Here is a 22,513-nt window from a genome sequence, read left to right on the forward strand (position 1 = left end):
ATGTTGCAACCTTACGCCTGGCGGCGACAGTTGTGGCGAATGGTATTCTTCTATTCGCCGTTCGTGTTGGTCGGCTGGTTGATTGATCATCTTGCCCTTTGCCTGCTGGTGGCAGCCCTGCTCCACCTCGGCTGGCACTACCGCTTCCAGAAGCGCCTGTCGGACTGGCTGTGGCACGATCGCAGCCTGGTTCCCCCCCATGGCAGTGGCAGCTGGGAGCATATCTTCAACGGTATCTACAAGTTGCAGCAGCGCCACCGGGCCAGACGGCGCGAGCTGGCGGGCCTCATCCGCCGCTTTCGCGAAGGGGCCGAGGCGCTGCCCGATGCGGCCGTGGTGATCCGTACCGACGGCAGCATCCTCTGGTGCAACCGGCTGGCCGAACAGCTGCTGGGGTTTCGCTGGCCGGAGGACGCGGGTCAGCATGTGGGCAACCTCATCCGCAATCCGGCTTTCGGCGCCTACCTCGGCAAGGGGGAGTATGACGAGCCCCTCGAGATGAACTCCCCGGTCAACGAGGAGAAGTTTCTCGAGTTTCGCATCATGCCCTACGCCGAGGATCAGGCCATGCTGGTGGTGCGGGACGTGACCCGGCTGCGCCATCTGGAGAAGACCCGCAAGCATTTCGTCTCCAACGTCTCCCACGAGCTGCGCACCCCGCTCACCGTACTCAAGGGCTATCTGGAGATGACCGAGGAGCCGCCGCCCCCCGCGGTGTGGGCCAAGGCGCACAGGGTGATGATGGAGCAGACCATCCGCATGGACAACCTGGTCAACCAGCTGCTCACCCTGTCGCGCATCGAGGCGGCGCCGTCGGTGGATCTCTCCCATCTGGTGGACATGCCCGCCATGCTGGGGCTGCTGGAGCTGGAGGCCAGGGCGCTCTCCGGCGAGCGGGGACACCAGATCGAGTTCAACGTGCAGTCAAACCTGTTCGTGCGCGGTGATCAGGAGCAGTTGCGCAGCGCGGTGTCCAACTTGGTCTACAACGCCATCCACTACACCCCGGCGGGGCGCAACATCACGGTGGAGTGGCGTACCCAAGGCACCATGGCGCTGTTTGCGGTCAAGGATGAGGGGGAGGGGATTGCCCCCGAGCATCTGGCGCGCCTCACCGAGCGTTTCTATCGGGTCGACAAGGCCCGCTCGCGCCATACCGGTGGCTCCGGGCTCGGCCTTGCCATCGTCAAGCATGCCCTCAGTCATCACGACTGTCACCTCGACATCGAGAGCCGGATCGGCCTTGGCAGCCGCTTCAGCTTCCTCATCCCGGCACGCATGGTGGTGATTAAATAATCTTTTTAGACAATGAGTTAGATACGAAAGAAGGGCTGCATTCGCAGCCCTTCCTGCATTTGTGCAAATCCTTGCCCATGTCATTAAAGTGTCACATTAAATCCATAAATTTGTCACTGCCAGGTCAGATACTGGCGCCGTTTCAAGAACGGACCTTCTGTAACTTTGGAGAGGGTGATCGGGTTTGAACCATGTATCAACGTCATACTGACGATTGCCTTCTGCAACCTTGGACTTGGAGAGATTGGATGAAACTCAACAAACTGGCTGGTGTTATCGGATTCACCGCTGCAACCCTGTTTTCTGCCAGCACCCTGGCCTATGGTGTCGATAAGGATCTGCCAGAGTACGCCCCAACCAGCGGCATCTCCGGCAACCTGTCTTCCGTCGGCTCGGACACCCTGGCCAACATGATGACCCTGTGGGCCGAAGAATTTAAGCGTGTCTATCCCAACGTCAACGTGCAGATCCAGGCCGCCGGTTCTTCGACCGCGCCGACCGCCCTGACCGAAGGGGTTGCCCAGTTTGGCCCGATGAGCCGCGCCATGAAGGCGGGTGAGATCGAGGCGTTCGAGAAGCGTTACGGTTACAAGCCGACCGCCATCCGTGTGGCCGTCGATGCCCTGGCGGTGTTCGTCAACAAGGACAACCCCATCAAGGGGCTGACCATGCAGCAGGTTGACTCCGTCTTCTCCAGCACCCTCAAGTGCGGCGAAGCCAAGGCTGCCACCAAGTGGTCTGATCTGGGTCTGGAGGGCAACTGGTCCAGCAAGGATCTGCAACTGTTCGGCCGCAACTCCGTCTCCGGTACTTACGGCTACTTCAAAGAGCACGCCCTGTGCAACGGCGACTTCAAGAGCGGCGTGAACGAGCAGCCGGGTTCTGCCTCCGTGGTGCAGTCCGTCTCCGCCTCCCTGAACGGCATCGGCTACTCGGGCATCGGTTATGTCACCTCCGGGGTGCGCGCCGTACCGCTCTCCAAGGATGGCAAGACCTTCGTCGAGGCGAACTCAGATAACGCCATCACCGGCAAGTATCCGCTCTCCCGCTTCCTGTACGTTTACGTGAACAAGCACCCGAACAAGCCGCTCTCCCCGATGGAGCAGGAGTTCGTGAAGATGATGTTGTCCAAGGCGGGCCAGAGCATTGTCGCCAAGGACGGTTATGTGCCGGTACCGGCCAAGGTCGCCATGGCCGACCTGAAGAAGCTGGACATCATGTAACACTGCTGCCAGCCCGTGACGCAAAAACGAGCCCCCTGCGGGCTCGTTTTGTTTTATGGGACGCCGTTTTGGCAAGTCGGGCAGGATCTTCTCGGCCATTTTTCGGCTATTGAAAAATGCACTCCCTTGCGTCCCGAGTCGGCATTTCCGAAAATAGGGCAACGTTATGGTTAAGGAGTCTTTCATGACCGCCCCGTTTTACAAGTTTGGCCTGGCAGCTCTGTGCACGTCTCTGCTGCTTGGTTGTGCCCAGTCACCGACCGGTCGCAGCCAGATGTTGCTCTACTCCCCCCAGCAGATGAGCCAGCTGGGAGCAGACTCCTTCGAGCAGATGAAGAAGCAGGAGAAGGTGAGCACGGATGCGAGGCTCAACGCCTATGTTTCCTGCGTCGCCAGGGCGGTGACCGCCCAGGTGCCCGCCAGCTACGGCATCAGCAACTGGGAAGTGGTGGTGTTTGACTCCAAGCAGGTCAACGCCTTCGCCCTGCCCGGTGGCAAGATCGGGGTTTACAGCGGCCTGCTCAAGGTAGCCAAGAATCAGGATCAGCTGGCCACCGTCATCGGCCACGAGCTGACCCACGTGCTGGCCCAGCACTCCAACGAGCGTCTCTCCCGCAGCCAGCTGGCGGATATCGGTCTGTCGGTGGCGGACATTGCCATGGGCACCAGCGAATATCGCGGCGCCACCATGGCGGCCCTTGGCCTTGGCATGGAAGTCGGGGTACTGCTGCCCTATGGTCGCGAGCAGGAGAGTGAGGCAGACCGTCTGGGGCTGGATCTGATGGCCCGCGCCGGTTTTGATCCCGCCGCCGCCATTCCCCTGTGGCAAAACATGAGCGCGGCCTCCGGCGGCAAGAATCCGCCCCAGCTGCTCTCCACTCACCCCAGCAACGAGAGCCGCATTGCCGAGCTGCAGGCGCAGCAAGCCGAGGTGCAGCCTCTCTATCAGCAGGCACGTGCCAACGGCCTGGTGCCCCAATGCAAGGCATAAGCCTGCGCATGGCGCGGCCCGATGACGCCGCCGCCATGACGGTGATGCAGCGGGCCAGCTGGCTCGCCGCCTATAGCCAGGTGCTGGGCCAGGACATGCTGGCCCAGCTGGACGTGACCGAGCATCTGCAGATCTGGCAGGGCCGGCTCGCCGAACCAGGTCCGCGCCCCATGCTGCTCTGCCTGGATGAGGTGGTGATAGGCCTTCTTTACTGGCAGCAGGAGCAGGAGGAGGGCCTCGCCACCGCCAGGATCCGGGCGCTTTATCTACACCCGGATCACTGGCGCCATGGGTATGGCAAGCGACTGTGGCAGGCGGTGGCGATGCAGATGCGGCGCAGTGGCTGCGAGTGCGTCAGATTGTGGCTGCTCGATGGCAACCGGATAGGCGAGGGGTTTTACCTGCGCCGCGGCTTCGTGTTCGACGGCAAACAGCGGACCCTGACCAGCCTTGGCCAACCCTGTCTACAGCGGCAAATGTTCCGTCTGCTTTGATCCCGCTTTGGTTTTACGCCCCGTGTCACTTTTTTTTTTTTGCGAATTAATACAATGTCCCCCCAGAACTGATCCGGATGACAGCTAACAGACAAGGGAGTGCGGGCATGTATTACGGCTTTGATATCGGTGGTACCAAGATTGCCTTTGCGGTGTATGACGGGGCCTTGAATCTCTGTCATGAGGAGCAGGTGGCCACACCGGGCAATGATTACGAGGCGTTGCAGCAGCTGATCCGCGAGCGGGTCGAGCAGGCAGACGCCCGCTTCGGTGCCAGGGGGGCGGTCGGCATCGGCTTTCCCGGCATCCTCAATCGTCACGACCACAGCATAGTGGCGGCCAACCTGCCCGCTATCAACGGTCGCCATCTGGGGGCCGATCTGGTGGAACTGCTGGATCGCCCGGTCAAGGTGGACAATGATGCCAACTGCTTCCTCTGGTCGGAAGTGCACAAAGGAGCGGCGGATGGTGCCGGCAGTGCCCTTGGGGTCACCATCGGCACCGGTATCGGCGGCGCCGTCTACCTCGCAGGCACCCTCATCCAGGGGCGCAACTGGCTGGCCGGCGAGATAGGCCACTACCCGCTGCCGGCCACCATCCTGATGAAATACCCCGAGCTGCCCCGTCCCCGCTGTGGCTGTGGTCGTCTGGTCTGTTTCGAGACCTACGCCTCCGGTACCGGGCTGGAGCGGCTCTATCATCATTTTCACGGTCAGCGTGCCACGGGGCGCCAGATTGTGGCACGTTTCGAGGCCCATGAGCCCCATGCGGTGGCCACGATCGATTGCTGGCTGGAGATCATGGCCGCCGGCCTGGCTACTGCCATCTCGGTGATCGATCCCGAGGTGGTGGTGCTGGGTGGGGGGCTAAGCGGCCTGCCCGCTCTCTACGAACAATTGCCGCTGCGCCTGCCCGGCCATCTATTGCCCGGGGTCGCCCTGCCCGAGATCCGCCAGGCCCGCTTCGGCGGTGCCGGTGGCGTGCGTGGTGCAGCCTTGCTCAACCTGTGAGATCGGATGTGGGGTCTGATCTCCCCGATAAAGGAATCGTCATGACCCGTCTTGAAATCTGCATCGACAACCTGGAATCCCTGTTTACCGCCCAGCAGGCGGGGGCGGATCGCATCGAACTCTGCTCCGCCCTGGGGCTGGGTGGCCTGACCCCCTCCCATGGCTTCATGCAGTTGGCGGCGCGCCATGCCACCGTGCCCGTCTATGCCATGATCCGTCCCCGTGCCGGCGACTTCTGTTTCAGCGATGGCGAGTTCGAGATGATGTTGCAGGATATCGCCGCGGCGCGTTCGGCCGGTTTGCAGGGGGTCGTCGTCGGTCTGCTGGATGAAGAGGGGCGGGTGCCCGCCGCCAGGCTCAAGCAACTGGTGGAAGCGGCAGGCCCCCTTGGTGTCACCTTCCACCGCGCCATCGATCTCTCCTCCGACTGGCGAGCGGATCTGGAAATCATCGTTAATGCCGGTTGTGAGCGCATCCTGAGCTCAGGCCATGCGCCGACCGCGCTGGCGGGGCTTGAGACTCTGCAGGCCATGCAGCAGGCGCTGGCGGGCCGTGCCAGCCTGATGCCGGGGGCCGGAGTCAATGCTGACAACGTGCGCACCATCATCGAATTTACCGGGGTGAGCGAGGTACATATGTCCGGCATGGGCTGGCGTGGCGGCATGGTGCCTCATGGAGTCAACATGGGCACCTCGGACGATGGCCGGGTCAATATTACCGATGGTTCCAAGGTCGCGGCGGTGCGGGCTTTGCTGGACAAGATCTAATGCAGGCCGCGCGGCGGCATGGTGTCTCTCTATCGTATGGAGTCAACATGGGCACCATCGGACGATGGCCGGGTCAATATTACCGATGGTGCCAAGGTGGCGACGGTACGGGCCCTGCTGGATCGACCTTGATCCTCTGATCAACGCCGCCTGCGGGCGGCGTTTTTGTCGCGGCATGTGAACTCACTCCCACGGACGGGGAAATCAGGGGCGGCGCCGGCAGCACCTGGCACAAAAGTCTGATATCATCCCGACTCTTTTACATCAGGACCCGGAGCAACATCTCAATGTCCCAATACGACTCTATCGAACAGAAGGCCAGCTATGGCATCGGCCGCAACATGGGTGATCAGCTGGCGCAGCAAGCCTTCGCCGGTCTGGATATCCCGGCCCTGCAACAAGGCCTGGCGGATGCCCTGAACGGTCTGGAATTCGCGGTAAGCCGTGACGATATCAATGATGCCTTCCAGGTCATCACCGCCCGCATGCAGGAAGAGCAGGAAGCGGTCGCCAAGGCAGCTGCTGCCGAAGGCGAAGCCTTCCTGGCTGACAACGCCAAGCGCGCCGAAGTGACCGTGACCGACTCCGGTCTGCAGTACGAAGTGCTGGTCGAAGGCAACGGCGCCGTACCGGTAGCCGGTCAGTCCGTGCGTGTTCACTACCACGGTACCTTCACCCACGGTGGCGTATTCGACAGCTCGGTCGCTCGCGGCCAGCCGGCCGAGTTCCCGGTGACCGGCGTGATCAAGGGCTGGGTTGAAGCCCTGCAGCTGATGCCGGTTGGCTCCAAGTGGAAGCTCTACATTCCGCAGGATCTGGCTTACGGTGCCCGTGGCGCCGGCTCCATCCCGCCCTACTCCGCTCTGGTATTTGAAGTGGAGCTGCTGGACATCCTGTGATCCGGCTGGCGTGATGCAAGCGGCGACCCTCGGGTCGCCGTTTGTTTTTGGGCGAGTTTGCTGGTGGGTTAAAAGGTGGCGACGAGCACCCATGGGGGGCTTTTTTCGCCGCCGGGAACCGTCATACTGCAACTGAACCCCAGTTGAGGTGTGTCCCATGAACAAGATGATGAAGGTGGCGGCGGCCATGGCTGTGCTGCTTGCCACACTGCCTGCCAGCGCCGATGCGATGCGTTGCAAGAATGCGTTGATCACCGAGGGCGACAGCACGGCCCTGATGCTGCTCAAGTGTGGAGAACCCATGCTGCGCGAAGAGCTCAGTCGCAATGAGGAGAACCAGTTCGGTTATCTGGTGCCGGTGAAGTATGGCGAGCGCTGGACCTACAACTTCGGCAAGAGCGAGTTCATGCGCTTCGTCACCGTGCGCAACGGCATCATCACCGATATCGAAAACGGCCCGCGCGGCGAGTAGCCGGCGGGCAAACAGCATGGAAGCATTAAGGACAGGAGGGCAACTCCCCTTGACTCACTGTTCCGGCAAGGGCTCGGCGTGACTGAGCTGGCGCAGTGCCTGGTTGATCTGGCCTGCCAGTCTCAGGCGCCGGTGGCAGCTCAACCCGTGCAGACTGAGCCTGCCTGCGCTGAATTCAAATGTTCCCCATGACTCGATGGCAAAGGAGCCCCGGTGGAAACTCTTGATGTATCTTGCGATTTGCCGCGGGGATAACTGCTTGAAAACCTTCATCACAACGTTACCTGCTTGCTTGAACAGGGCACACTATGGGGGCGGTTGATGACAGCCATGTGACGTTTCATCGAGTTTTGCATGAATCCTTTTTTGGTGATCCCTTCGGGCAAAGCAAGGGCACCATTTGAAAAAGTAGTGCCATCACAATCCCTTGCACCGATATACTGCGGGCAGTCGAATGGAATGAGCAAAAGGGCCTGCACGTGGAATGGGTTGATGTGGTGGATGAAGAGAACCGGGTGATTGGGGTGGCCGAGCGGGCCAAGGTGCGGCGGGAGAATCTCTGCCATCGTGCCAGCTACATCCTGATACTCGACGAGGCAGATCGCATCCTGGTGCAGCGACGCACACTCTGCAAGGATTTCTGCCCCGGTATGCTGGATGCCTGCGCCGGTGGCGTGGTGACCGCAGGCGAACAGATGGAGCCCTCTGCCCGGCGCGAGCTGGCCGAAGAGCTGGGGATCCACGATGTACCGCTGCAAGGCTTCGGTACTTTTTATGCCGAGGGGGAGGGGTATCGGGTCTGGGGTAGTCTTTACAGCTGCCGCTATCAGGGGCCGCTTCAGCTGCAGGCCGAAGAGGTGAGCGAGGTGCACTGGATGAGTCAGGCCGAGATCGCCGAACGGGCCGACGAGTTTACTCCGGACTCCCTGCTCGCCATCGCCACTTGGCAGGCTCGGCGCTAACAGCAATCCCATCCGGAACAATACGGGCAGCCACTGGTTGCCCGTTTGCGATCCTAGTCCAGCTTGAGCCGCCGGTTGGTGCGCCCGCAGGGGCTGGGGGCCACCAGCCAGTGCCCCTGCCAGTCGGTGACAAGGCGCAGCAGTGGATACTCCAGATCGAGTCTGGTCACCACCAGCTGTCCGCTTTCCCCTGCGTTTACCGGCTGGCCGCTGGCCGGGTCGATGATCTCCACCAGGCAGCTCTCGTTGACGATAAAGCCCTCGCCGGGCTGGCTCTCGTAGGCCACCATGCCTATGTCCTGCCAGACCAGGCAGTTGAACGCCTGAATGCCATAGATGGCTTGCAGCGGGGCCGTCTCGGGGTGGGTAACCTCGCACAATAGGGCGGTGTGCAGGGAGTCGGTGGCCACCTCGGCTGCCTCGGCGGCTTCCAGCAGATCCAGCAGAGTGACCAGCGGGCCGACAAAGCCGGTAGGCTGGTAGCGTTGCAGCGCCTCCAGCTGGCGCTGGGTGTCATGAGGGCCGCAGGGCACCACGGGAGCGCCGAGCTGGCGGGCGCCGTTGTCGAAGATGAAGGCGGTAGGGCCGGCGTGGTAGTCGTGGCCGTTGAGCATCACCTCGCCGGACTTGAAGCCGGCGGCAAACAGGGCGCGCGCGGCCCCCCACCAGTCCGCCCCCGCATATTCGGGAATGGCCAGCTGGCCCGGGCTTGCGAAGGCGCGCAGTGCCTGGCTGGCGGGGCGGCCGGTGAGTCCGGCAAACGGCGGATGGGCCTGCTGGGCGGCAAACAGTTCGGCGCTGTCGAGCAGGGGCAGGGTGGCCAGTTCGGCCAGATCCTCGAGACGGCATTGACGATAGGCACTGGAGTAACCGGCGCAATACTGGCTGACGTGGGTAAGTTGATGATTAAGCTGGTCCAGTTGCTGTTGTGCACGCAATGCGGGGGGACGAATTTCCAGACCATCGTAGTAGTGTTGCATGGGGCCTCCTGGCGCCGTGAAACCTGCTCAAGATTAGTCTGCCTGCCGGAAAAATGCCTGCCGGGGAGCGGGTCGTTGCGATGGGATATGACGGATGGCTGCGCTAGACTGGAGCTTCACCAATCGACTCGGGACGAGAGATCATGATTGCAGTTGGCCAACCCTTGCCTTCGGGCGAATTTACCTTCATCACAGCCGCGGGCAAGCAGGTACAGGATGTCCAAACCCTGTTTGCCGGCAAGAAAGTGGTGCTGTTCGCGGTGCCCGGTGCCTTCACCCCCACCTGCTCCAACGCCCATCTGCCGGGCTATGTGGTGCTGGCCGATCAGTTTCAGGCCAAGGGGGTGGATGCAATTTGTTGTCTGTCGGTCAACGATGCCTTCGTGATGAAGGCGTGGCAGGAGGGGCAGAACGCCGACTCCATCACCATGCTGGCAGACGGCGACGGCAGCTGGACCCGAGCCCTTGGCCTTGCCAAGGAGACGGGGGCTTTTGGCGGCCTGCGTGCCCAGCGCTTTGCTCTCATCGCCAACGATGGTGTGGTCGAGCAGCTCTTTGTGGAGGAGCCGGGCAAGTTCGAGGTTTCGGATGCCCAGAGCCTGCTGGCGGCGCTGTGAAATCATCAATCGTCGTTTGATTTCCCCTTGAAATAGAAAGGCGGCCCGCTACACTGGGCCCGCTTCTGGAAGAAGCCAGGCCCGTGCCTGGCTTTTGTGTTTGCAGACCATGGAATAGAGACGATATGACCCTGGCTTTTGTTGCCCTGATTGCCGGACTGGCGCTGCTGGTCTGGAGTGCGGATAAATTTGTCGATGGCGCCGCCGCAACCGCCCGTTATGCCGGCATGCCACCGCTGCTCATCGGCATGGTGATCATCGGTTTTGGTACCTCGGCCCCCGAGATGGTGGTGTCGGCCCTGGCCGCCTCCCAGGGCAACCCCGGGCTGGCGCTCGGCAATGCCTATGGCTCCAATATCACCAATATTGCCCTGATCCTGGGTTTGACGGCTCTCATCAGCCCGATTGCCGTTGCCTCCCAGGTGGTGCGCAAAGAGATCCCCATCCTGCTCGGCATCACCCTGCTCTCCGGTGCCCTGCTCATCGACGGTCATCTGGGCCGCACCGATGCGGCCATCCTGGGCGTCGTGTTCGTGGCGCTGATGGGCTGGTCCATCTGGGCCGGCATGAACGGCAAAGGGGATGCGCTGGATGCGGAGACCGAAGAGGACATCGAGAGCGAAGGCATGTCCCTCAAGCTGGCTCTGTTCTGGCTGGTGGTGGGGCTGGTGCTGCTCATCGGTGCCTCCCGTCTGCTGGTATGGGGCGCGGTGACCATCGCCCAGGGCTTTGGCATCAGCGATCTGGTGATTGGTCTCACCATAGTCGCCATCGGCACCTCGCTGCCGGAGCTCGCCTCTTCGCTTATCGCCATTCGCAAGAATGAGCACGATCTGGCCCTCGGCAACGTGCTGGGTTCCAACCTGTTCAACACTCTGGCGGTGGTCGGGATCGCGGCAGGGATCCATCCGCTGGATGTGGCGCCGGAAGTGCTCTCCCGCGACTGGAGCCTGATGATGGGCCTGACCCTGCTGCTGCTGGTGATGTGCCTGGGCCGCAAGGGGCAGGGGCGGATCAACCGGCTGGAGGGGGGCGTGTTGCTCTCTTGCTTCGTGGGTTACACCGGCTGGTTGCTGACCAGCCAGTTTATCTGACGATTCGCCAGACAATAAACAGAAGGGGGAAGCATCGGCTTCCCCCTTCTGTTTTTGGCGAAGGCCAATCAGGCCACGGCCACCAGCTTTTGCTCCTGCTGGGCGCTGTCCAGGATCAGGATGCTCGCCTTGGGGAAGAAGTTGAAGGTGGAGGCCGATGCCCAGGTGTAGGCCCCCATCACCCGGCCCACCACCAGCTCGCCAATCGCCAGATCCGGCAGCATGATGCTGTCGCGGATCACGTCCACGCTGTCGCAGGTGGGGCCGGAGAGCACGGCGTTGTGCAGCTCGCCGTGGGCATAGGGGGTGCTGACCGGATAGGTGACGTGGTCATAGAGCTGGCCGTTGTAGCTGCCGTAGAGACCGTCATCCAGGTAGTACCAGATCTTGTCGCCGCGGTGAGCCTTGCCCATGACGCTGGCCACCGAGGTCATGGCCGGTGCGCTGATGAAGCGGCCCGGCTCGGCGATCTTCTGCACGGTGGCGGGCAGCTTGGCCAGCGCCTCGCGGATCGGCGCACAGAAGCCGTCGATGTCGAACTCGCCGCCGTCGTAATCCACCGGGAAACCGCCGCCGATATCCAGCACCCAGGGCTTGAGCCCGAGCTCCCAGGCCTGCTCCATGATCTCGCGGCAGGCGTCGATGGCCTGCACGTGGCGACGGGCGTGAGGCACCTGGGAGCCGACGTGGAATGATAGCCCCATCACCTTGATCCCCTTGGCATGGGCCAGCTGCAGCAGGGGCAGCGCCTGCTCCGGAGTGCAGCCGAACTTCTTGGAGAGGTCGACCTTGGTCTCGGGATTGGGGAAGCTCACCCGCAGCAGCAGCTTGACCTCGTCCTTGTAGGGCAGGAACTTTTCCAGCTCCAGCGGGTTGTCATAAACGAACACGGTGCAGCCGTACTCCAGCGCGTAACGGATGTCGCTGTCGCGCTTGATGGGGTGGGTATGAATGCAGCGCCCCGGGCGGACCCCCTGACTGCGCACCAGATCCACTTCGCCATTGGTGGCCAGATCGAAACAGGCCCCCTCTTCCTTCAAGACAGAGACCACCGCCTCGTGGGGCAGGGGCTTGAGTGCATAATGCAAGCGCACATCGGGCAGGGCGGCCGCCAGGGCCCGATACTGTTTGCGGACGGCTGCCTTGTCGAGCAGCAGCAGGGGGGAGCCGAATTGTTCAACCAGCTGACGGTAATCTTGTGCAACCAGGGTCTCGTTCATTCTCTTTTGGTCATCCTTAGGGGGCGTGATATGCCCAAGCCATATGCGATTGAACCGGCGACGGCCGGGTCAGGCGAGCGGTCCGGCGGGACCAACCGGGCACAGTGCATAAATTGAGGGCAAAGTGCTTGGTTATGCGCGGGATTATCGGCTTATTGAGTTTCTGTGCAAGCATTTTGATTGGATATGTTGTTGAGTTTTTCTGCATGATACGAGATAGAGAATTGCTTTTTATCCCGTCATCTTGTGCGTTGGGACACGTTTGATGCATGTCAGGTTAACTCCATGATTATTAACTAGTATTTAACATTTTACCGATGGGATGGCCGATCATGAAAAAAGTGCGGGAGCGAGCCTGCAAGTGCGAGACAGCTCACAATTTTTGGATTACCATGCCCGCTTCCTAATCCAAATTAGTTCGGATGAAGGTAGCAGGAGAGCGATGGGCAACCATCCACCGAAGAAGTGAATCTTTCAGGTACTGGGCAACCGGTGTGGACTGCTACTGGACGATACTCTGGAGAGACCCGTTGAATCGGGCGCCGAAGGAGCAAGGCACCATGATTGCATCGCAATCTAGCGCCGGAAACTCTCAGGCAAAAGGACAGAGGGGATGGGATGGTTGTACCTGAGCTTGGAACTGTTCACGATCTGTAACGAGAGGTCGTCAGCAAGGTAAGGAGCAGCGCAGGAACCGGAGTGTATGTAAATACATGAGGCTTCCGAGCCGCGCATGAGTCTTGATCACGGCCTCGCAGTAAGAGTGTGAACACGTTCTTAGCCCGCATCCGATCGCCTCTGGGGATCGCGACACCTATGGGAAGATCATCCTTCTCCTCCTTAATTTCTGTTTCTTAAGGAGGATGCATGTCATCAATTCAAGCGGCGCTCACCGCCATCGATAGTTTTGTCTGGGGGCCACCCCTGCTGATCCTGCTGGTCGGGACCGGCGTTTACCTTACCCTGCGTCTGGGACTGCTTCAGCTGGTGCGCCTGCCGCTTGCGCTGCGTCTGGTATTCGGCCGTGATCAGGGCCAGGGCAAGCAGGGGGATGTCTCCAGCTTTGGCGCTCTGTGCACCGCCCTCTCTGCCACCATAGGCACCGGCAACATCGTCGGCGTTGCCACTGCCATCAAGCTCGGTGGTCCGGGCGCCCTGTTCTGGATGTGGATGGCAGCCCTGTTTGGCATGGCCACCAAGTACGCCGAGTGCCTGCTGGCGGTCAAATATCGCCAGCAGGATGCCAACGGCCAGATGGCCGGTGGCCCTATGTACTATCTGGAAAAGGGGCTTGGCTCCAGGGTGCTCGCCAAGCTGTTCGCCCTGTTTGGCATCGGCGTGGCCTTCTTCGGGATCGGGACCTTCCCCCAGGTCAACGCCATCTCGGATGCCATGACACTGTCGTTCTCGGTACCCCGCGAGGCGACCGCCGTGGTACTGACCCTGCTGGTGGGCCTGGTGACTCTGGGGGGGATCAAGTCCATCTCCAGCGTATCGAGCAAGGTGGTCCCTTTCATGGCCCTCTTCTACATCGCCGCCTGTCTCGGGGTGCTGTTTGCCAATGCCGCTGCCTTGCCGGATGCGGTGGCGCTGGTGTTGCAGAGCGCCTTCACCGGCCATGCGGCCACCGGTGGCTTCGTCGGTGCCGGCATCATGCTGGCGATCCAGTCCGGGGTGGCGCGCGGCGTCTTCTCCAACGAGTCCGGGTTGGGCTCGGCCCCCATCGCCGCGGCGGCGGCCAAGACCAATTCCTGCGTGGAGCAGGGGCTGGTCTCCATGACCGGCACCTTCTTCGACACCATCATCATCTGTACCATGACCGGCCTGACCCTGGTGGTGACCGGAGTGTGGAGCGGGGATCTCAGCGGCGCCGCCATGACCAGCCAGGCCTTCGCCCAAGGGCTGGATGCCCATATCGGTCAGTATCTGGTGAGTATCGGCCTGCTGTTTTTTGCCTTCACCACCATCCTTGGCTGGAACTACTACGGCGAGCGCTGCACCGAGTACCTGTTCGGGGTCAAGGCGATCAAGCCCTACCGCCTGGTCTATCTGGTGCTGGTGGCGTGCGGCGCCTTCCTGCATCTCGACATGATTTGGCTGCTGGCCGATATCGTCAACGGCCTGATGGCGGTGCCCAATCTCATCGGTCTTATCGGCCTGCGCCACGTGGTGATTGCCGAGACCCGGGCCTACTTCAGCCGTGACCGGGATACGGAGTCCGAGCCTGAGCCGCAGACCGCCTGATCTCGCCACCGCGTCTCACATTCCCCTTGAAAAGAGCAAGCCACGACCCAGGGTCGTGGCTTTTTTGTGGGTGCCTCCAAGGGGCGGGGGCTCAGGGGAGCTGCACAGAGGAGGGGTCAGTCAGTCGTCAGCAACCGTTGCAGTCTGTGGTTGACCTCGGCCACCAGTTCGCCATCGCTCCCTTGCCAATGGATGGCTTGCGCGAGCGTGGTGGAGGTGCCCGGCAAAAAGCGCTGCTCCCCGCCCGCCAGCTCGTAGAAGCGGCTCGCCATCCGGGTACCCTCATCCACATCCCCCGTCACCAGCAGCATGGCCTGGGCCAGCACGGCGCCGCCGTGATCCTGACCCGGCGCCAGCCAGCGCTGGGCGGTGCCGGTTATCTTGCGCCCCCCGATCACCAGGTTGTACTGGCCGTCACAAAACGAGCCGGGCACGAAGTCATAGCTCCCCTCAAGGCCGTATTGCGCCAGCAAACTCAGCAGCGGCGCACCCAGCAGCCGGTAGTAGTGGGCGAGATCCGTGGTGGTGCGGGGCAGCAGCAGGGAGAGGTTGAGGATGCCGGCGCCGTGAGGCACGGCGGTGCCGCCGCTGTCGCGCACAAACACGGGCCAGCCTTCGGTGGCGAGCTGCTCGCAGGCGCTTTGATAGTGAGGCAATCGGGTGTCCTTGCGGGTGACGATGAGGCATTGGGGCGCCTGCCAGAGGTGAGCCATGGCCGTACCCGTGTGGGCGCAATCGCGCAGCCAGTGCTGCTCCCGGGCGAGGATTTGATCCGGGGTATGGCTTTCAGGCAGAGGGGGAAGCAGGGAGTAGGGCATGGTGGCATCCTGAAGCATGACAGGCTTTGCACACTACCCGTGGCGGGTAGCCAGGTAAAGCCCCGCATGGCGGGGCTTGATGGCCGTTAACGGGGAGCTTGGGCGCAAGGCTTGCTGCGTTTGGGCAGCAGCAGGTTCAGGACGATGGCGGTGAGGCCGCCGGTGGCGACGCCGTAGGAGAGCACGCTCTTGGCCAGCTCCGGTAGATGCTGCAGCACCTCCGGCACCTGGGCGACCCCCAGCCCCATGGCCAGCGACACAGCCAGGATCATCAGGGCACGGCGGTCGAGCTCTTCGCGGGCAATGATGCGCACCCCGGCGGCGGCTATGGTGCCGAACATGACGATGGTGGCACCGCCCAGCACGGGCTCCGGGATCTGCTGCACCAGGGTCGCCACCGCCGGGAACAGACCGAGCAGGGCCAACATGGCGGCGATGAAGAGGCCGACGTGGCGGCTGGCCATGCCGGTGAGCTGAATGACCCCGTTGTTCTGACTGAAGGTGGACATGGGGAAGGTGGAGAAGAGCGCCGCCAGCATGGAGTTGCAGCCGTCGGCCAGCACGCCGCCCTTGATCCGCTTCATGTAGACCTTGCCGGAGACAGGCTCGCCGGAGACATCCGAGGTGGCGGTCATGTCACCGATGGCCTCGAGCGTCGTCACCACGAAGATGATGGCAAGCGGCACGAACAGCTGCCAGTCGAAGCCGAGACCGTACTTGAGGGGGAGGGGCACCATCAACATCGGCCCCTCGAAGGTGGGGGCGTTGATCTTGCCAAGCAGCAGCGCCACGGCATAGCCCACCAGCATGGCGATCATGATGGCGGAGAGGCGCAGCCAGGGGTTGCGGCTGCGTTGCAGCAGGACGATGAGACCAAGCACCAGCAGGGAGAGAAACAGGTTGCTGTGGCTGGCGAAGCTGCCATCGGCGAGGGCACCGTAGCCGCCCCCCATGCTGATGAGGCCCACCTTGATCAGGGTCAGGCCGATGAGCAGCACGACGATGCCGGTCACCAGCGGGGTGATCACCTTCTGCACCAGGTGCAGGCAGCGGCTCAGGATCACCATGGTGAGGGCCGCCACCAGCATGGTGCCGAACAGGGTGCCCAGCATATCGTCGGTGGGCATGGCTGCCTGTTTGAGGGCGAGGCCGGAGGCGATGATGGGACCGAGGAAATTGAAGCTGGTGCCCTGCACCGAGAGCAGGCCGGAGCCGACGGGACCGAAGCGGCGGGTCTGGATGTAGGAGGCGATGCCGGACATGACCAGCGACATGGAGACGATATAACGGGTATCTTCGGCGGGCAGGCCCAGGGCGTTGGCGATGATGAGGGGCGGAGTGATGATGGCGACGAACATGGCGAGCATATGCTGCAGGGCGGCGAACAGCGTCTGGGGCAGGGGCGGGACATCGTCTATGCCGTAGACCAGTTCGCTGTGTGCCCGCCTGGGGGGATGGGCCTCGGGGGCGGTCTGCGTGGTGGCAACCTGTTCCATAAAAACCTCAACGTGTGTGGGGATGGGGAGAAAAATTGGGCGCTATTGTAGAGATTGGCACGCCGCTGACCAGCGTTTATTAATCAGAAAAAGGTTTATTTTTCGGTGGGTTGAAACGTTTGCGCGCGGCGATTATGATATGTCGCTTTGTGTGAGCCAGATCTCCTTTTTATTCATTGCGCAAATGACATTCTTACCACTTAGTAGGTGTAAAATGGGCCCCCGACCTTGATGTGGAGCCGCTGGATGCTCAAGTTGTCAGAGTTCTGGAGTGCCAGGGCACACTCCGAAGACTTTACCCGCACGCGCATGGGATTCATGACGGTGCGTTTGCGTTTGCTCACCTGCCTGCTGATCGTCGGTTTGCCCGCCTGGGCATTGGTGGATTGGCTGACCCTCTCCCGCGCCCATTTCGAGCAGCTGCTTCAGGCCAGGATCTTCTGTGCCCTGGCGCTCTCGCCACTGATCCCGCTCTCCTACCTCATCAACTTCAGACTGCAGCGCATGAAGCTGGCGCTCGGCTACCTGATGGTGGTGATGATGCTCTTCTCACTCGTCAGTTTGCACAGCTTCGGGACCGAGCAGCAGCTGCAGGTAGGCTATGTGGTGTTCCCTTATCTCTTGATCACCCTGTTTGCCATCTTCCCCATTCCCCTCCTGCGCGGTTTGCAACTGGCCGGCGTGGTGCTGCTGACCATGGTACTGGGGCGCTGGTTGTTGGTGGGGCAGACTCTGTGGAGCCAGGCCACCCTGAACCAGGTGTGGGTGCTCAGCCTGTTTGCCATGGCCAGCTGCTGGGTGCAGTGCGGCCAGCTCAACATGCTGCTGCGCCTCTATCGGGAGTCCACTACCGACGAGCTGACCGGCATGATGAATCGCCGCCTGTTGCTCAAGCAGCTGGAGCAGGCCCGGGCCCGGTTGCTGACCAGACAAAAGCCGTTTGCCGTGCTGCTGCTGGATCTCGACCGCTTCAAACGAATTAACGATATCTATGGCCATCTGGCGGGGGATGCGGTGCTCAAGGAGGTGGCTACTACCCTGGATGAACAGCTGGAGTCCGGTATGGTGCTGGGGCGTTATGGCGGTGAGGAGTTTGCCATCCTGCTGCGCAATTGCGGCGATCCATCGGAGGCTGCCCGCATCGCCGAACGGCTGCGGGTATCGGTCGAGGCGCGTCTGGTAAAGAGCCCGACGTCTGACGAGTTGCTGGAGGTAACGGTCAGTATTGGCATCGCTCTGGCGCGGAGAGGCGAGAGCATAGATGCCCTTATCAACCGGGCCGATGAGAGCCTCTATCAGGCCAAGATGGCGGGGCGCAACTGCGTGGTGGTGGAACGCCCGCAGGCCGAAAAAGCAGATGCCGCCTGAGGGCGGCATCCTGTGGTTTGCTTGGGCGTGAGGGTCAGCCCAGGCGGTATTTGCCGGAGAGCTGCTGGGCCAGCAGCTTGAACATGTTGAACACCGCCATGGTCTTGCCGGTCGGGGTGCCATCTTCGGCCAGGAAGTACTCCCCCTTGAACACCAGGATCTCCCCCTTCTGCTCCACCGAGTCGGCACGCATGCCGTGGATGAAGTCTTCGTGCTCCCGGATCATCTTGTTGGCCATCTCCAGCAGGGCAGTCTCGGTGATCAGCTCTTTCTGTGGTTGCATGCTCGTCTCCTTAAACGACTACTGGACAGGGGCATAGCAGGCCCTGCCTCTGATTGAAGAGGGGGCTAGCATACTGCAAACGGGGTTTTTCTGTCATTGATATGACCCCGGGTTTGTTCTCTCCTATCCCATCACCAGGTTTCTGAGCCAGCGGCGCTGGCGGATCCTGTGCTGCACCAGCAGTACCTTGCTGAGTTCTTCCAGCAGCACCACGGCGACCACCCAGGAGAGAGGCCAGCCGAGCAGGCTCACCGCCACCCAGGCGAGCGGCAGGCCGATGCACCACATGCCGACGATGTCGATGAAGATGCTGTAGTTCACATCACCCCCCGAGCGCAGCACCCCTATGATGCCCACCATGTTGAACACTTTGAGCAGCATGCCAAGACACATGATGGCGAGCACCTGCCCCGCCTCGCCCATCAGCTCGGGGGGGAGGTTGCCGACCCACTGCAGCAGGCTGGTTTGCAGCAGCCAGACCGCAACGCCAACCAGCAGGGCGCCCACGGGGGCGATCACCAGAAACAGCTGGGAGTGCTGCCAGGCCGCCTCGTACTCCTCGGCCCCGAGCCGGTGGCCGAGCAGGGTGGAGCAGGCCACCGCCAGCCCGAAGAAGAGGGAGATGAGAATACTCTCGAGCGTCCCGAGGGTGGTCATGATGGCGAGCGAATCCGTGCCAAGGTGGGCATAGAGAAAGCCGTAGAGCAGCATGCCGAAGGCCCAGAGACCGTCATGAAACAAGAGCGGCAGGGCGATCAGGGTAAAACGCACCACCTCCTTGCGTTTGAAGGCGGCCAGCCAGTCGACAGCGCGCGGAACAAGGCGCGACTCGTGACGTCTCACGTAGAGCAAGAGCAAGGCGGTCTGCAGCAGTCGAGAAATCGTGGTGCCCCAGGCCGAGCCGGCCACCCCCATGGCCTCGAAGCCGAAGTGGCCGAAGATGAGGACATAGTTGAGGATGACGTTGGCAATGATGGCGATGATACCGATGCGAGTCGGCGCCGTTGCGTTGCCGATGGAACGCAGAGCCGACTCCAGCGGCACCACAATGGCGGTACAGAGGATGGTGGCGCCGGTGATCATCAGATAGTGGTCGGCGAGCGGGCGCAACTCGGGATCCTGGCTGGCAAAGCCCAGCACGCTACCCGGTGAGAGCAGGTAGACGAGGGCAAACGGCAGGCTCACCAGGGTGGCCCCCACCAGCGCCAGCGCCAGGGAGCGGCGCACCCCGGCCATCTCGCCGCGACCGTAATATTGTGCCGCCAATACCGAGACCCCGCCTGCGAGGCCCGCTATCACCAGCAGATTGAAGAAGAAGACCCGGTTACCCAAGCCGACTGCCGCCACTGCCGTGGTGCCAAGCTGGCTCACCATCATAATGTCGATGAGACCGAGCAGGGAGAACATCATGGACTGCAGTGAGACGGGCAGGGCCAGTCGCCACAGTCTGGACATGAACTCGCGGTCGGTGGTTTGTTTTAAAATTGCTTGCCAATAATTCATTTGTGTTAACCGGGTATAAGAAAAGCAAGGCTTGTCAGAGGTATGATAAGAGGCTAAGCGGGTATCCTCACTGTGAGTGAGTCTCGGTTTTCTTGTGCAAAACTATCCTGTTGGGGTGTTATGGGATTTGTCAGCGAGTGTCTGGAAATTGCACCGTCTTGCGAAGAGCGGATGCTGGGGCGTGAAGGTCTGCCCCTGCTCGGCGAGGCGGGCATCTTCCTGACCGGCTTGTCGGTGATCCGTGAACACTACCTTATTCGTCGCAACCGGCCCGAGTTTCACATCCTGATGGTGAGCCACGACGAGGGGGGCGCACTGCTCACCGACGGGGGAGAACAACCCATTCCTGCCGGGTCGCTTATCTTTTTGCCCGCAGCCGTGCCGGGTGGCCTCAAGCTGGTGGGCGAGCAGTGGCACACCAGCTGGATCCTGCTCGACGATGTGCCGCGCTGGCAGCATCTGCACCGGCTCGGTCATCGCATCTGGCAGGGGGATGGCGGGGAGCAGCTCCATCATCTGCTCAGCCTGATCCAGGGAGAGGGGGTCCGCTCGCCCTTGCAACCCCAACTGCTGAGCCTGTTGCTGGCGCTCCTAGAGCGTACCCTGCAGGGTGAGGTGCGTGGCACTCCCGAGATCCGGTTGAAGGCGCTGTTTCGCCGGGTGGAGGCGCATCTCGACGAGCCCTGGAGCGTGGTTCTACTCGCCGATCAGATGGCCTGCTCGGTGCCCCATCTGCATCGGCTCTGTCGCCAGGTGTTCGGCATGGGGCCCATGGCCTGGCTCACCCAGCTACGGATGAACAAGGCGCGCCAGCTGCTGCTCTATACCAACTGGCCGCTCAGCGAACTGGCCGGCCGGGTCGGTTACAGCGATGGCGCCAACTTTGCCAACCGCTTTCGCCGGCTGACCGGCCAGACACCGGGCGCCTTTCGTCGCCTGGGTCGCAAACCTTTTGCAACGGATGTGCAAACTCTTTGAAATTAACGGCGCAAGCCCATAGGATCGGCTGGCCCCAACGTTTAGGTACCAGACCCATGTTTGAAGATAATAATCAGAAACGTCCTCTCTACATTCCCTACGCCGGTCCGGCCTTGCTGGAGACCCCGCTGCTCAACAAGGGCAGTGCCTTCACCAGCGAAGAGCGCAGCAACTTCAACCTCGAAGGACTGTTGCCCCACAACATCGAGACCATCGAGGAGCAGGCGGAGCGGGCCTACCGTCAGTTCATGGCGTTTGGCAACGACATGGACAAGCACATCTACCTGCGCAACATCCAGGATACCAACGAGACCCTGTTCTACCGTCTGCTGCACAACCACCTGACCGAGATGCTGCCGGTTATCTATACCCCGACCGTGGGCAAGGCGTGCGAGGAGTTCTCCAACATCTATCGCCGCGCGCGCGGTCTGTTCATCTCCTATCCGGACAAGGACAGGATCGATGACATGCTGCAAAACGCCACCAAGCAGAACGTCAAGGTGATCGTGGTCACCGATGGCGAGCGGATCCTGGGTCTGGGGGATCAGGGGATCGGCGGCATGGGCATTCCCATCGGCAAGCTCTCCCTCTACACCGCCTGTGGCGGTATCTCGCCGGCCTACTGCTTGCCGGTGGTGCTGGACGTGGGCACCAACAACCAGCAACTGCTCAACGATCCCTTCTACATGGGCTGGCGCAATCCGCGTATCTCGGGTGAAGAGTACGCCGAGTTCGTCGATGCCTTCATCCAAGCGGTCAAGCGCCGCTGGCCGGAGATCCTGCTGCAGTTCGAGGACTTTGCCCAGAACAACGCCATGCCGCTGCTCAACCGCTACAAGAACGAGCTGTGCTGCTTCAACGATGACATCCAGGGCACCGCCGCCGTGACCCTGGGCAGCCTCATCGCCGCCTGCAAGGCCTCCGGTGCCAAGCTCTCCGAGAAACGGGTTGCCTTCCTCGGCGCCGGCAGCGCCGGTTGTGGTATCGCCGAGCAGATCGTGGCCCAGATGAAGGCCGAGGGGCTGACGGATGCGCAGGCGCGCGGCCGGGTTTTCATGGTGGATCGCTTCGGTCTCATCACCGACAAGATCCCGAACCAGCTCGACTTCCAGCGTCGCCTCTCCCAGCCGGTGGAACGCATTGCCGACTGGCCGGTGGGGGACAACATCTCCTTGCTGGAGGTGATGGAACACGGTCGCCCGGACATCCTGATCGGGGTTTCCGGCCAGCCGGGGCTGTTCACCGAAGAGGTGGTGAAGACCATGCACAAGCACTGTGCCCGTCCCATCATCTTCCCGCTCTCCAACCCTACCTCCCGGGTTGAGGCGACCCCGGCGGATCTGATCCGCTGGACCGATGGTCAGGCTCTGGTGGCGACCGGCAGCCCGTTTGCACCCGTGGAGTACAAGGGCAAGCGCTACGTCATCGCCCAGTGCAACAACTCCTTTATCTTCCCGGGGATCGGCCTTGGCGTCATCGCCTCCGGTGCGACCCGGGTGACCGATGCCATGCTGATGTCGGCCAGCCGCGCGTTGGCCGAGTGCTCGCCGCTGGTGAAAGGGGAAGAGGGGTCACTGCTGCCGGATCTGGCGGACATTCATGAGGTCTCCCGTTACATCGCCAAGATGGTAGCCAAGACAGCCATGCTGCAGGGCAAGGCGGTGCAGACCCCGGATGAGGTGATCGATCAGGCCATCGAGGCCAACTTCTGGCACCCCGAGTACCGTCGCTATCGCCGGACCTCCTTCTGATCCGGTCGTGCGAGTAAAACAAAAGGGATGCAGCAGCATCCCTTTTT

22 protein-coding genes, 1 pseudogene and 1 riboswitch are annotated in these 22,513 nt (G+C 61.8%); of the genes and pseudogenes, 16 read left to right on the forward strand and 7 right to left on the reverse strand.

What is annotated here, in order from left to right; all coding sequences use genetic code 11:
* From phoR to I6L37_RS10290, 9 genes and pseudogenes are all read left to right on the forward strand, one after another.
* The gene (gene phoR / locus I6L37_RS10250; protein WP_216993971.1) at positions 1-1,296 is read left to right on the forward strand and encodes a phosphate regulon sensor histidine kinase PhoR; all 1,296 of its coding nucleotides are present in this window, start codon (positions 1-3) and stop codon (positions 1,294-1,296) included.
* A 248-nt stretch (positions 1,297-1,544) separates the two neighbouring features.
* Positions 1,545-2,519 carry a PstS family phosphate ABC transporter substrate-binding protein gene (locus tag I6L37_RS10255; protein ID WP_124238748.1) on the forward strand — a complete coding sequence of 325 codons (975 nt, stop codon included), beginning with the start codon at positions 1,545-1,547 and terminating at the stop codon, positions 2,517-2,519.
* Between the two features lie 184 nt (positions 2,520-2,703).
* On the forward strand, positions 2,704-3,510 hold the full coding sequence (locus I6L37_RS10260) for a M48 family metallopeptidase (protein WP_026457721.1): 807 nt from the start codon (positions 2,704-2,706) through the stop codon (positions 3,508-3,510).
* Positions 3,498-4,004 (forward strand): GNAT family N-acetyltransferase, encoded by a 507-nt coding sequence (locus I6L37_RS10265; protein ID WP_042027816.1) that lies wholly within the window; start codon positions 3,498-3,500, stop codon positions 4,002-4,004. The genes I6L37_RS10260 and I6L37_RS10265 overlap by 13 nt, the downstream gene beginning before the upstream one ends.
* Before the next feature lie 107 nt (positions 4,005-4,111).
* Positions 4,112-5,014, forward strand: a complete 903-nt coding sequence (locus tag I6L37_RS10270) for an ROK family protein (protein WP_042073071.1) — start codon at positions 4,112-4,114, stop codon at positions 5,012-5,014.
* Between the two features lie 41 nt (positions 5,015-5,055).
* Positions 5,056-5,781, forward strand: a complete 726-nt coding sequence (locus tag I6L37_RS10275; protein WP_216993972.1) for a copper homeostasis protein CutC — start codon at positions 5,056-5,058, stop codon at positions 5,779-5,781.
* Positions 5,782-5,810: 29 nt separating this feature from the next.
* Positions 5,811-5,913 (forward strand): annotated as a pseudogene (locus tag I6L37_RS10280) (copper homeostasis protein CutC); the annotation flags it as partial.
* Positions 5,914-6,068: 155 nt separating this feature from the next.
* Positions 6,069-6,680 carry an FKBP-type peptidyl-prolyl cis-trans isomerase gene (locus tag I6L37_RS10285; protein WP_026458368.1) on the forward strand — a complete coding sequence of 204 codons (612 nt, stop codon included), beginning with the start codon at positions 6,069-6,071 and terminating at the stop codon, positions 6,678-6,680.
* Between the two features lie 157 nt (positions 6,681-6,837).
* Positions 6,838-7,152, forward strand: coding sequence for a DUF2845 domain-containing protein (locus I6L37_RS10290; protein WP_216993973.1), 315 nt, complete (start codon positions 6,838-6,840; stop codon positions 7,150-7,152).
* A 54-nt stretch (positions 7,153-7,206) separates the two neighbouring features.
* On the opposite strand, the gene I6L37_RS10295 is transcribed toward I6L37_RS10290, so the two are convergent.
* The gene (locus tag I6L37_RS10295) at positions 7,207-7,425 is read right to left on the reverse strand and encodes a DUF1107 family protein (RefSeq protein WP_042027810.1); all 219 of its coding nucleotides are present in this window, start codon (positions 7,423-7,425) and stop codon (positions 7,207-7,209) included.
* Between the two features lie 206 nt (positions 7,426-7,631).
* On the opposite strand from I6L37_RS10295, the gene yfcD reads away from it, so the two are divergent.
* Entirely contained in the window at positions 7,632-8,114 is a 483-nt protein-coding gene (yfcD, locus tag I6L37_RS10300) for an NUDIX hydrolase YfcD (protein ID WP_254203559.1), read from the forward strand.
* Positions 8,115-8,167: 53 nt separating this feature from the next.
* Here yfcD and I6L37_RS10305 read toward each other — a convergent pair whose 3' ends face one another.
* Positions 8,168-9,094: a phenylacetate--CoA ligase family protein gene (locus tag I6L37_RS10305; protein ID WP_216993974.1), complete on the reverse strand. Its 927-nt coding sequence runs from the start codon at positions 9,092-9,094 to the stop codon at positions 8,168-8,170.
* Between the two features lie 143 nt (positions 9,095-9,237).
* On the opposite strand from I6L37_RS10305, the gene I6L37_RS10310 reads away from it, so the two are divergent.
* Both I6L37_RS10310 and I6L37_RS10315 read left to right on the forward strand, forming a co-directional pair.
* A complete protein-coding gene (locus tag I6L37_RS10310; RefSeq protein ID WP_216993975.1) occupies positions 9,238-9,711 on the forward strand; it encodes a peroxiredoxin in 474 nt (157 codons plus the stop codon).
* A 125-nt stretch (positions 9,712-9,836) separates the two neighbouring features.
* Complete coding sequence (locus tag I6L37_RS10315; protein ID WP_042027804.1) at positions 9,837-10,805, forward strand: calcium/sodium antiporter; 969 nt, start codon at positions 9,837-9,839, stop codon at positions 10,803-10,805.
* A 68-nt stretch (positions 10,806-10,873) separates the two neighbouring features.
* Here I6L37_RS10315 and I6L37_RS10320 read toward each other — a convergent pair whose 3' ends face one another.
* The gene (locus I6L37_RS10320; protein ID WP_216993976.1) at positions 10,874-12,025 is read right to left on the reverse strand and encodes a type III PLP-dependent enzyme; all 1,152 of its coding nucleotides are present in this window, start codon (positions 12,023-12,025) and stop codon (positions 10,874-10,876) included.
* A gap of 507 nt (positions 12,026-12,532) precedes the next feature.
* A riboswitch (glycine riboswitch) is annotated at positions 12,533-12,643 on the forward strand.
* 249 nt (positions 12,644-12,892) lie between these two features.
* Between I6L37_RS10320 and I6L37_RS10325 the strand changes: the two genes are divergently transcribed.
* Entirely contained in the window at positions 12,893-14,269 is a 1,377-nt protein-coding gene (locus tag I6L37_RS10325; protein ID WP_201940855.1) for a sodium:alanine symporter family protein, read from the forward strand.
* Between the two features lie 116 nt (positions 14,270-14,385).
* Here the strand turns inward: I6L37_RS10325 and I6L37_RS10330 are convergent, their stop codons facing one another.
* Together I6L37_RS10330 and I6L37_RS10335 are read right to left on the reverse strand one after the other, a co-directional pair.
* Positions 14,386-15,087 (reverse strand): protein ligase, encoded by a 702-nt coding sequence (locus I6L37_RS10330; RefSeq protein ID WP_216993977.1) that lies wholly within the window; start codon positions 15,085-15,087, stop codon positions 14,386-14,388.
* An 86-nt stretch (positions 15,088-15,173) separates the two neighbouring features.
* Positions 15,174-16,583, reverse strand: coding sequence for a nucleobase:cation symporter-2 family protein (locus tag I6L37_RS10335; protein WP_216993978.1), 1,410 nt, complete (start codon positions 16,581-16,583; stop codon positions 15,174-15,176).
* Between the two features lie 246 nt (positions 16,584-16,829).
* Here I6L37_RS10335 and I6L37_RS10340 point away from each other — a divergent pair, with 246 nt between their 5' ends.
* Positions 16,830-17,951 carry a diguanylate cyclase gene (locus tag I6L37_RS10340; RefSeq protein WP_216993979.1) on the forward strand — a complete coding sequence of 374 codons (1,122 nt, stop codon included), beginning with the start codon at positions 16,830-16,832 and terminating at the stop codon, positions 17,949-17,951.
* A 34-nt stretch (positions 17,952-17,985) separates the two neighbouring features.
* Here the strand turns inward: I6L37_RS10340 and I6L37_RS10345 are convergent, their stop codons facing one another.
* Together I6L37_RS10345 and I6L37_RS10350 are read right to left on the reverse strand one after the other, a co-directional pair.
* Positions 17,986-18,234 carry a YciN family protein gene (locus I6L37_RS10345; protein ID WP_026458620.1) on the reverse strand — a complete coding sequence of 83 codons (249 nt, stop codon included), beginning with the start codon at positions 18,232-18,234 and terminating at the stop codon, positions 17,986-17,988.
* A gap of 123 nt (positions 18,235-18,357) precedes the next feature.
* A complete protein-coding gene (locus I6L37_RS10350) occupies positions 18,358-19,737 on the reverse strand; it encodes an MATE family efflux transporter (RefSeq protein ID WP_216993980.1) in 1,380 nt (459 codons plus the stop codon).
* 120 nt (positions 19,738-19,857) lie between these two features.
* Between I6L37_RS10350 and I6L37_RS10355 the strand changes: the two genes are divergently transcribed.
* On the forward strand, positions 19,858-20,715 hold the full coding sequence (locus I6L37_RS10355) for an AraC family transcriptional regulator (RefSeq protein ID WP_216993981.1): 858 nt from the start codon (positions 19,858-19,860) through the stop codon (positions 20,713-20,715).
* A 56-nt stretch (positions 20,716-20,771) separates the two neighbouring features.
* Positions 20,772-22,466 (forward strand): NAD-dependent malic enzyme, encoded by a 1,695-nt coding sequence (locus I6L37_RS10360; RefSeq protein WP_042027788.1) that lies wholly within the window; start codon positions 20,772-20,774, stop codon positions 22,464-22,466.
* Positions 22,467-22,513 lie beyond the last annotated feature (47 nt).

The sequence above is a fragment of the Aeromonas sp. FDAARGOS 1407 genome (genome assembly GCF_019048725.1).
In the GTDB taxonomy this organism is placed as follows: Bacteria; Pseudomonadota; Gammaproteobacteria; order Enterobacterales; family Aeromonadaceae; genus Aeromonas; species Aeromonas enteropelogenes.

Coding starts and splice junctions, on each gene's coding strand:
- phoR (WP_216993971.1), top strand. CDS start 1: ATGTTGCAACCTTACGCCTGGCGGCGACAGTTGTGGCGAATGGTATTC.
- I6L37_RS10255 (WP_124238748.1), top strand. CDS start 1,545: ATGAAACTCAACAAACTGGCTGGTGTTATCGGATTCACCGCTGCAACC.
- I6L37_RS10260 (WP_026457721.1), top strand. CDS start 2,704: ATGACCGCCCCGTTTTACAAGTTTGGCCTGGCAGCTCTGTGCACGTCT.
- I6L37_RS10265 (WP_042027816.1), top strand. CDS start 3,498: ATGCAAGGCATAAGCCTGCGCATGGCGCGGCCCGATGACGCCGCCGCC.
- I6L37_RS10270 (WP_042073071.1), top strand. CDS start 4,112: ATGTATTACGGCTTTGATATCGGTGGTACCAAGATTGCCTTTGCGGTG.
- I6L37_RS10275 (WP_216993972.1), top strand. CDS start 5,056: ATGACCCGTCTTGAAATCTGCATCGACAACCTGGAATCCCTGTTTACC.
- I6L37_RS10285 (WP_026458368.1), top strand. CDS start 6,069: ATGTCCCAATACGACTCTATCGAACAGAAGGCCAGCTATGGCATCGGC.
- I6L37_RS10290 (WP_216993973.1), top strand. CDS start 6,838: ATGAACAAGATGATGAAGGTGGCGGCGGCCATGGCTGTGCTGCTTGCC.
- I6L37_RS10295 (WP_042027810.1), bottom strand. CDS start 7,425: ATGAAGGTTTTCAAGCAGTTATCCCCGCGGCAAATCGCAAGATACATC.
- I6L37_RS10305 (WP_216993974.1), bottom strand. CDS start 9,094: ATGCAACACTACTACGATGGTCTGGAAATTCGTCCCCCCGCATTGCGT.
- I6L37_RS10310 (WP_216993975.1), top strand. CDS start 9,238: ATGATTGCAGTTGGCCAACCCTTGCCTTCGGGCGAATTTACCTTCATC.
- I6L37_RS10315 (WP_042027804.1), top strand. CDS start 9,837: ATGACCCTGGCTTTTGTTGCCCTGATTGCCGGACTGGCGCTGCTGGTC.
- I6L37_RS10320 (WP_216993976.1), bottom strand. CDS start 12,025: ATGAACGAGACCCTGGTTGCACAAGATTACCGTCAGCTGGTTGAACAA.
- I6L37_RS10325 (WP_201940855.1), top strand. CDS start 12,893: ATGTCATCAATTCAAGCGGCGCTCACCGCCATCGATAGTTTTGTCTGG.
- I6L37_RS10330 (WP_216993977.1), bottom strand. CDS start 15,087: ATGCCCTACTCCCTGCTTCCCCCTCTGCCTGAAAGCCATACCCCGGAT.
- I6L37_RS10335 (WP_216993978.1), bottom strand. CDS start 16,583: ATGGAACAGGTTGCCACCACGCAGACCGCCCCCGAGGCCCATCCCCCC.
- I6L37_RS10340 (WP_216993979.1), top strand. CDS start 16,830: ATGCTCAAGTTGTCAGAGTTCTGGAGTGCCAGGGCACACTCCGAAGAC.
- I6L37_RS10345 (WP_026458620.1), bottom strand. CDS start 18,234: ATGCAACCACAGAAAGAGCTGATCACCGAGACTGCCCTGCTGGAGATG.
- I6L37_RS10350 (WP_216993980.1), bottom strand. CDS start 19,737: ATGAATTATTGGCAAGCAATTTTAAAACAAACCACCGACCGCGAGTTC.
- I6L37_RS10355 (WP_216993981.1), top strand. CDS start 19,858: ATGGGATTTGTCAGCGAGTGTCTGGAAATTGCACCGTCTTGCGAAGAG.
- I6L37_RS10360 (WP_042027788.1), top strand. CDS start 20,772: ATGTTTGAAGATAATAATCAGAAACGTCCTCTCTACATTCCCTACGCC.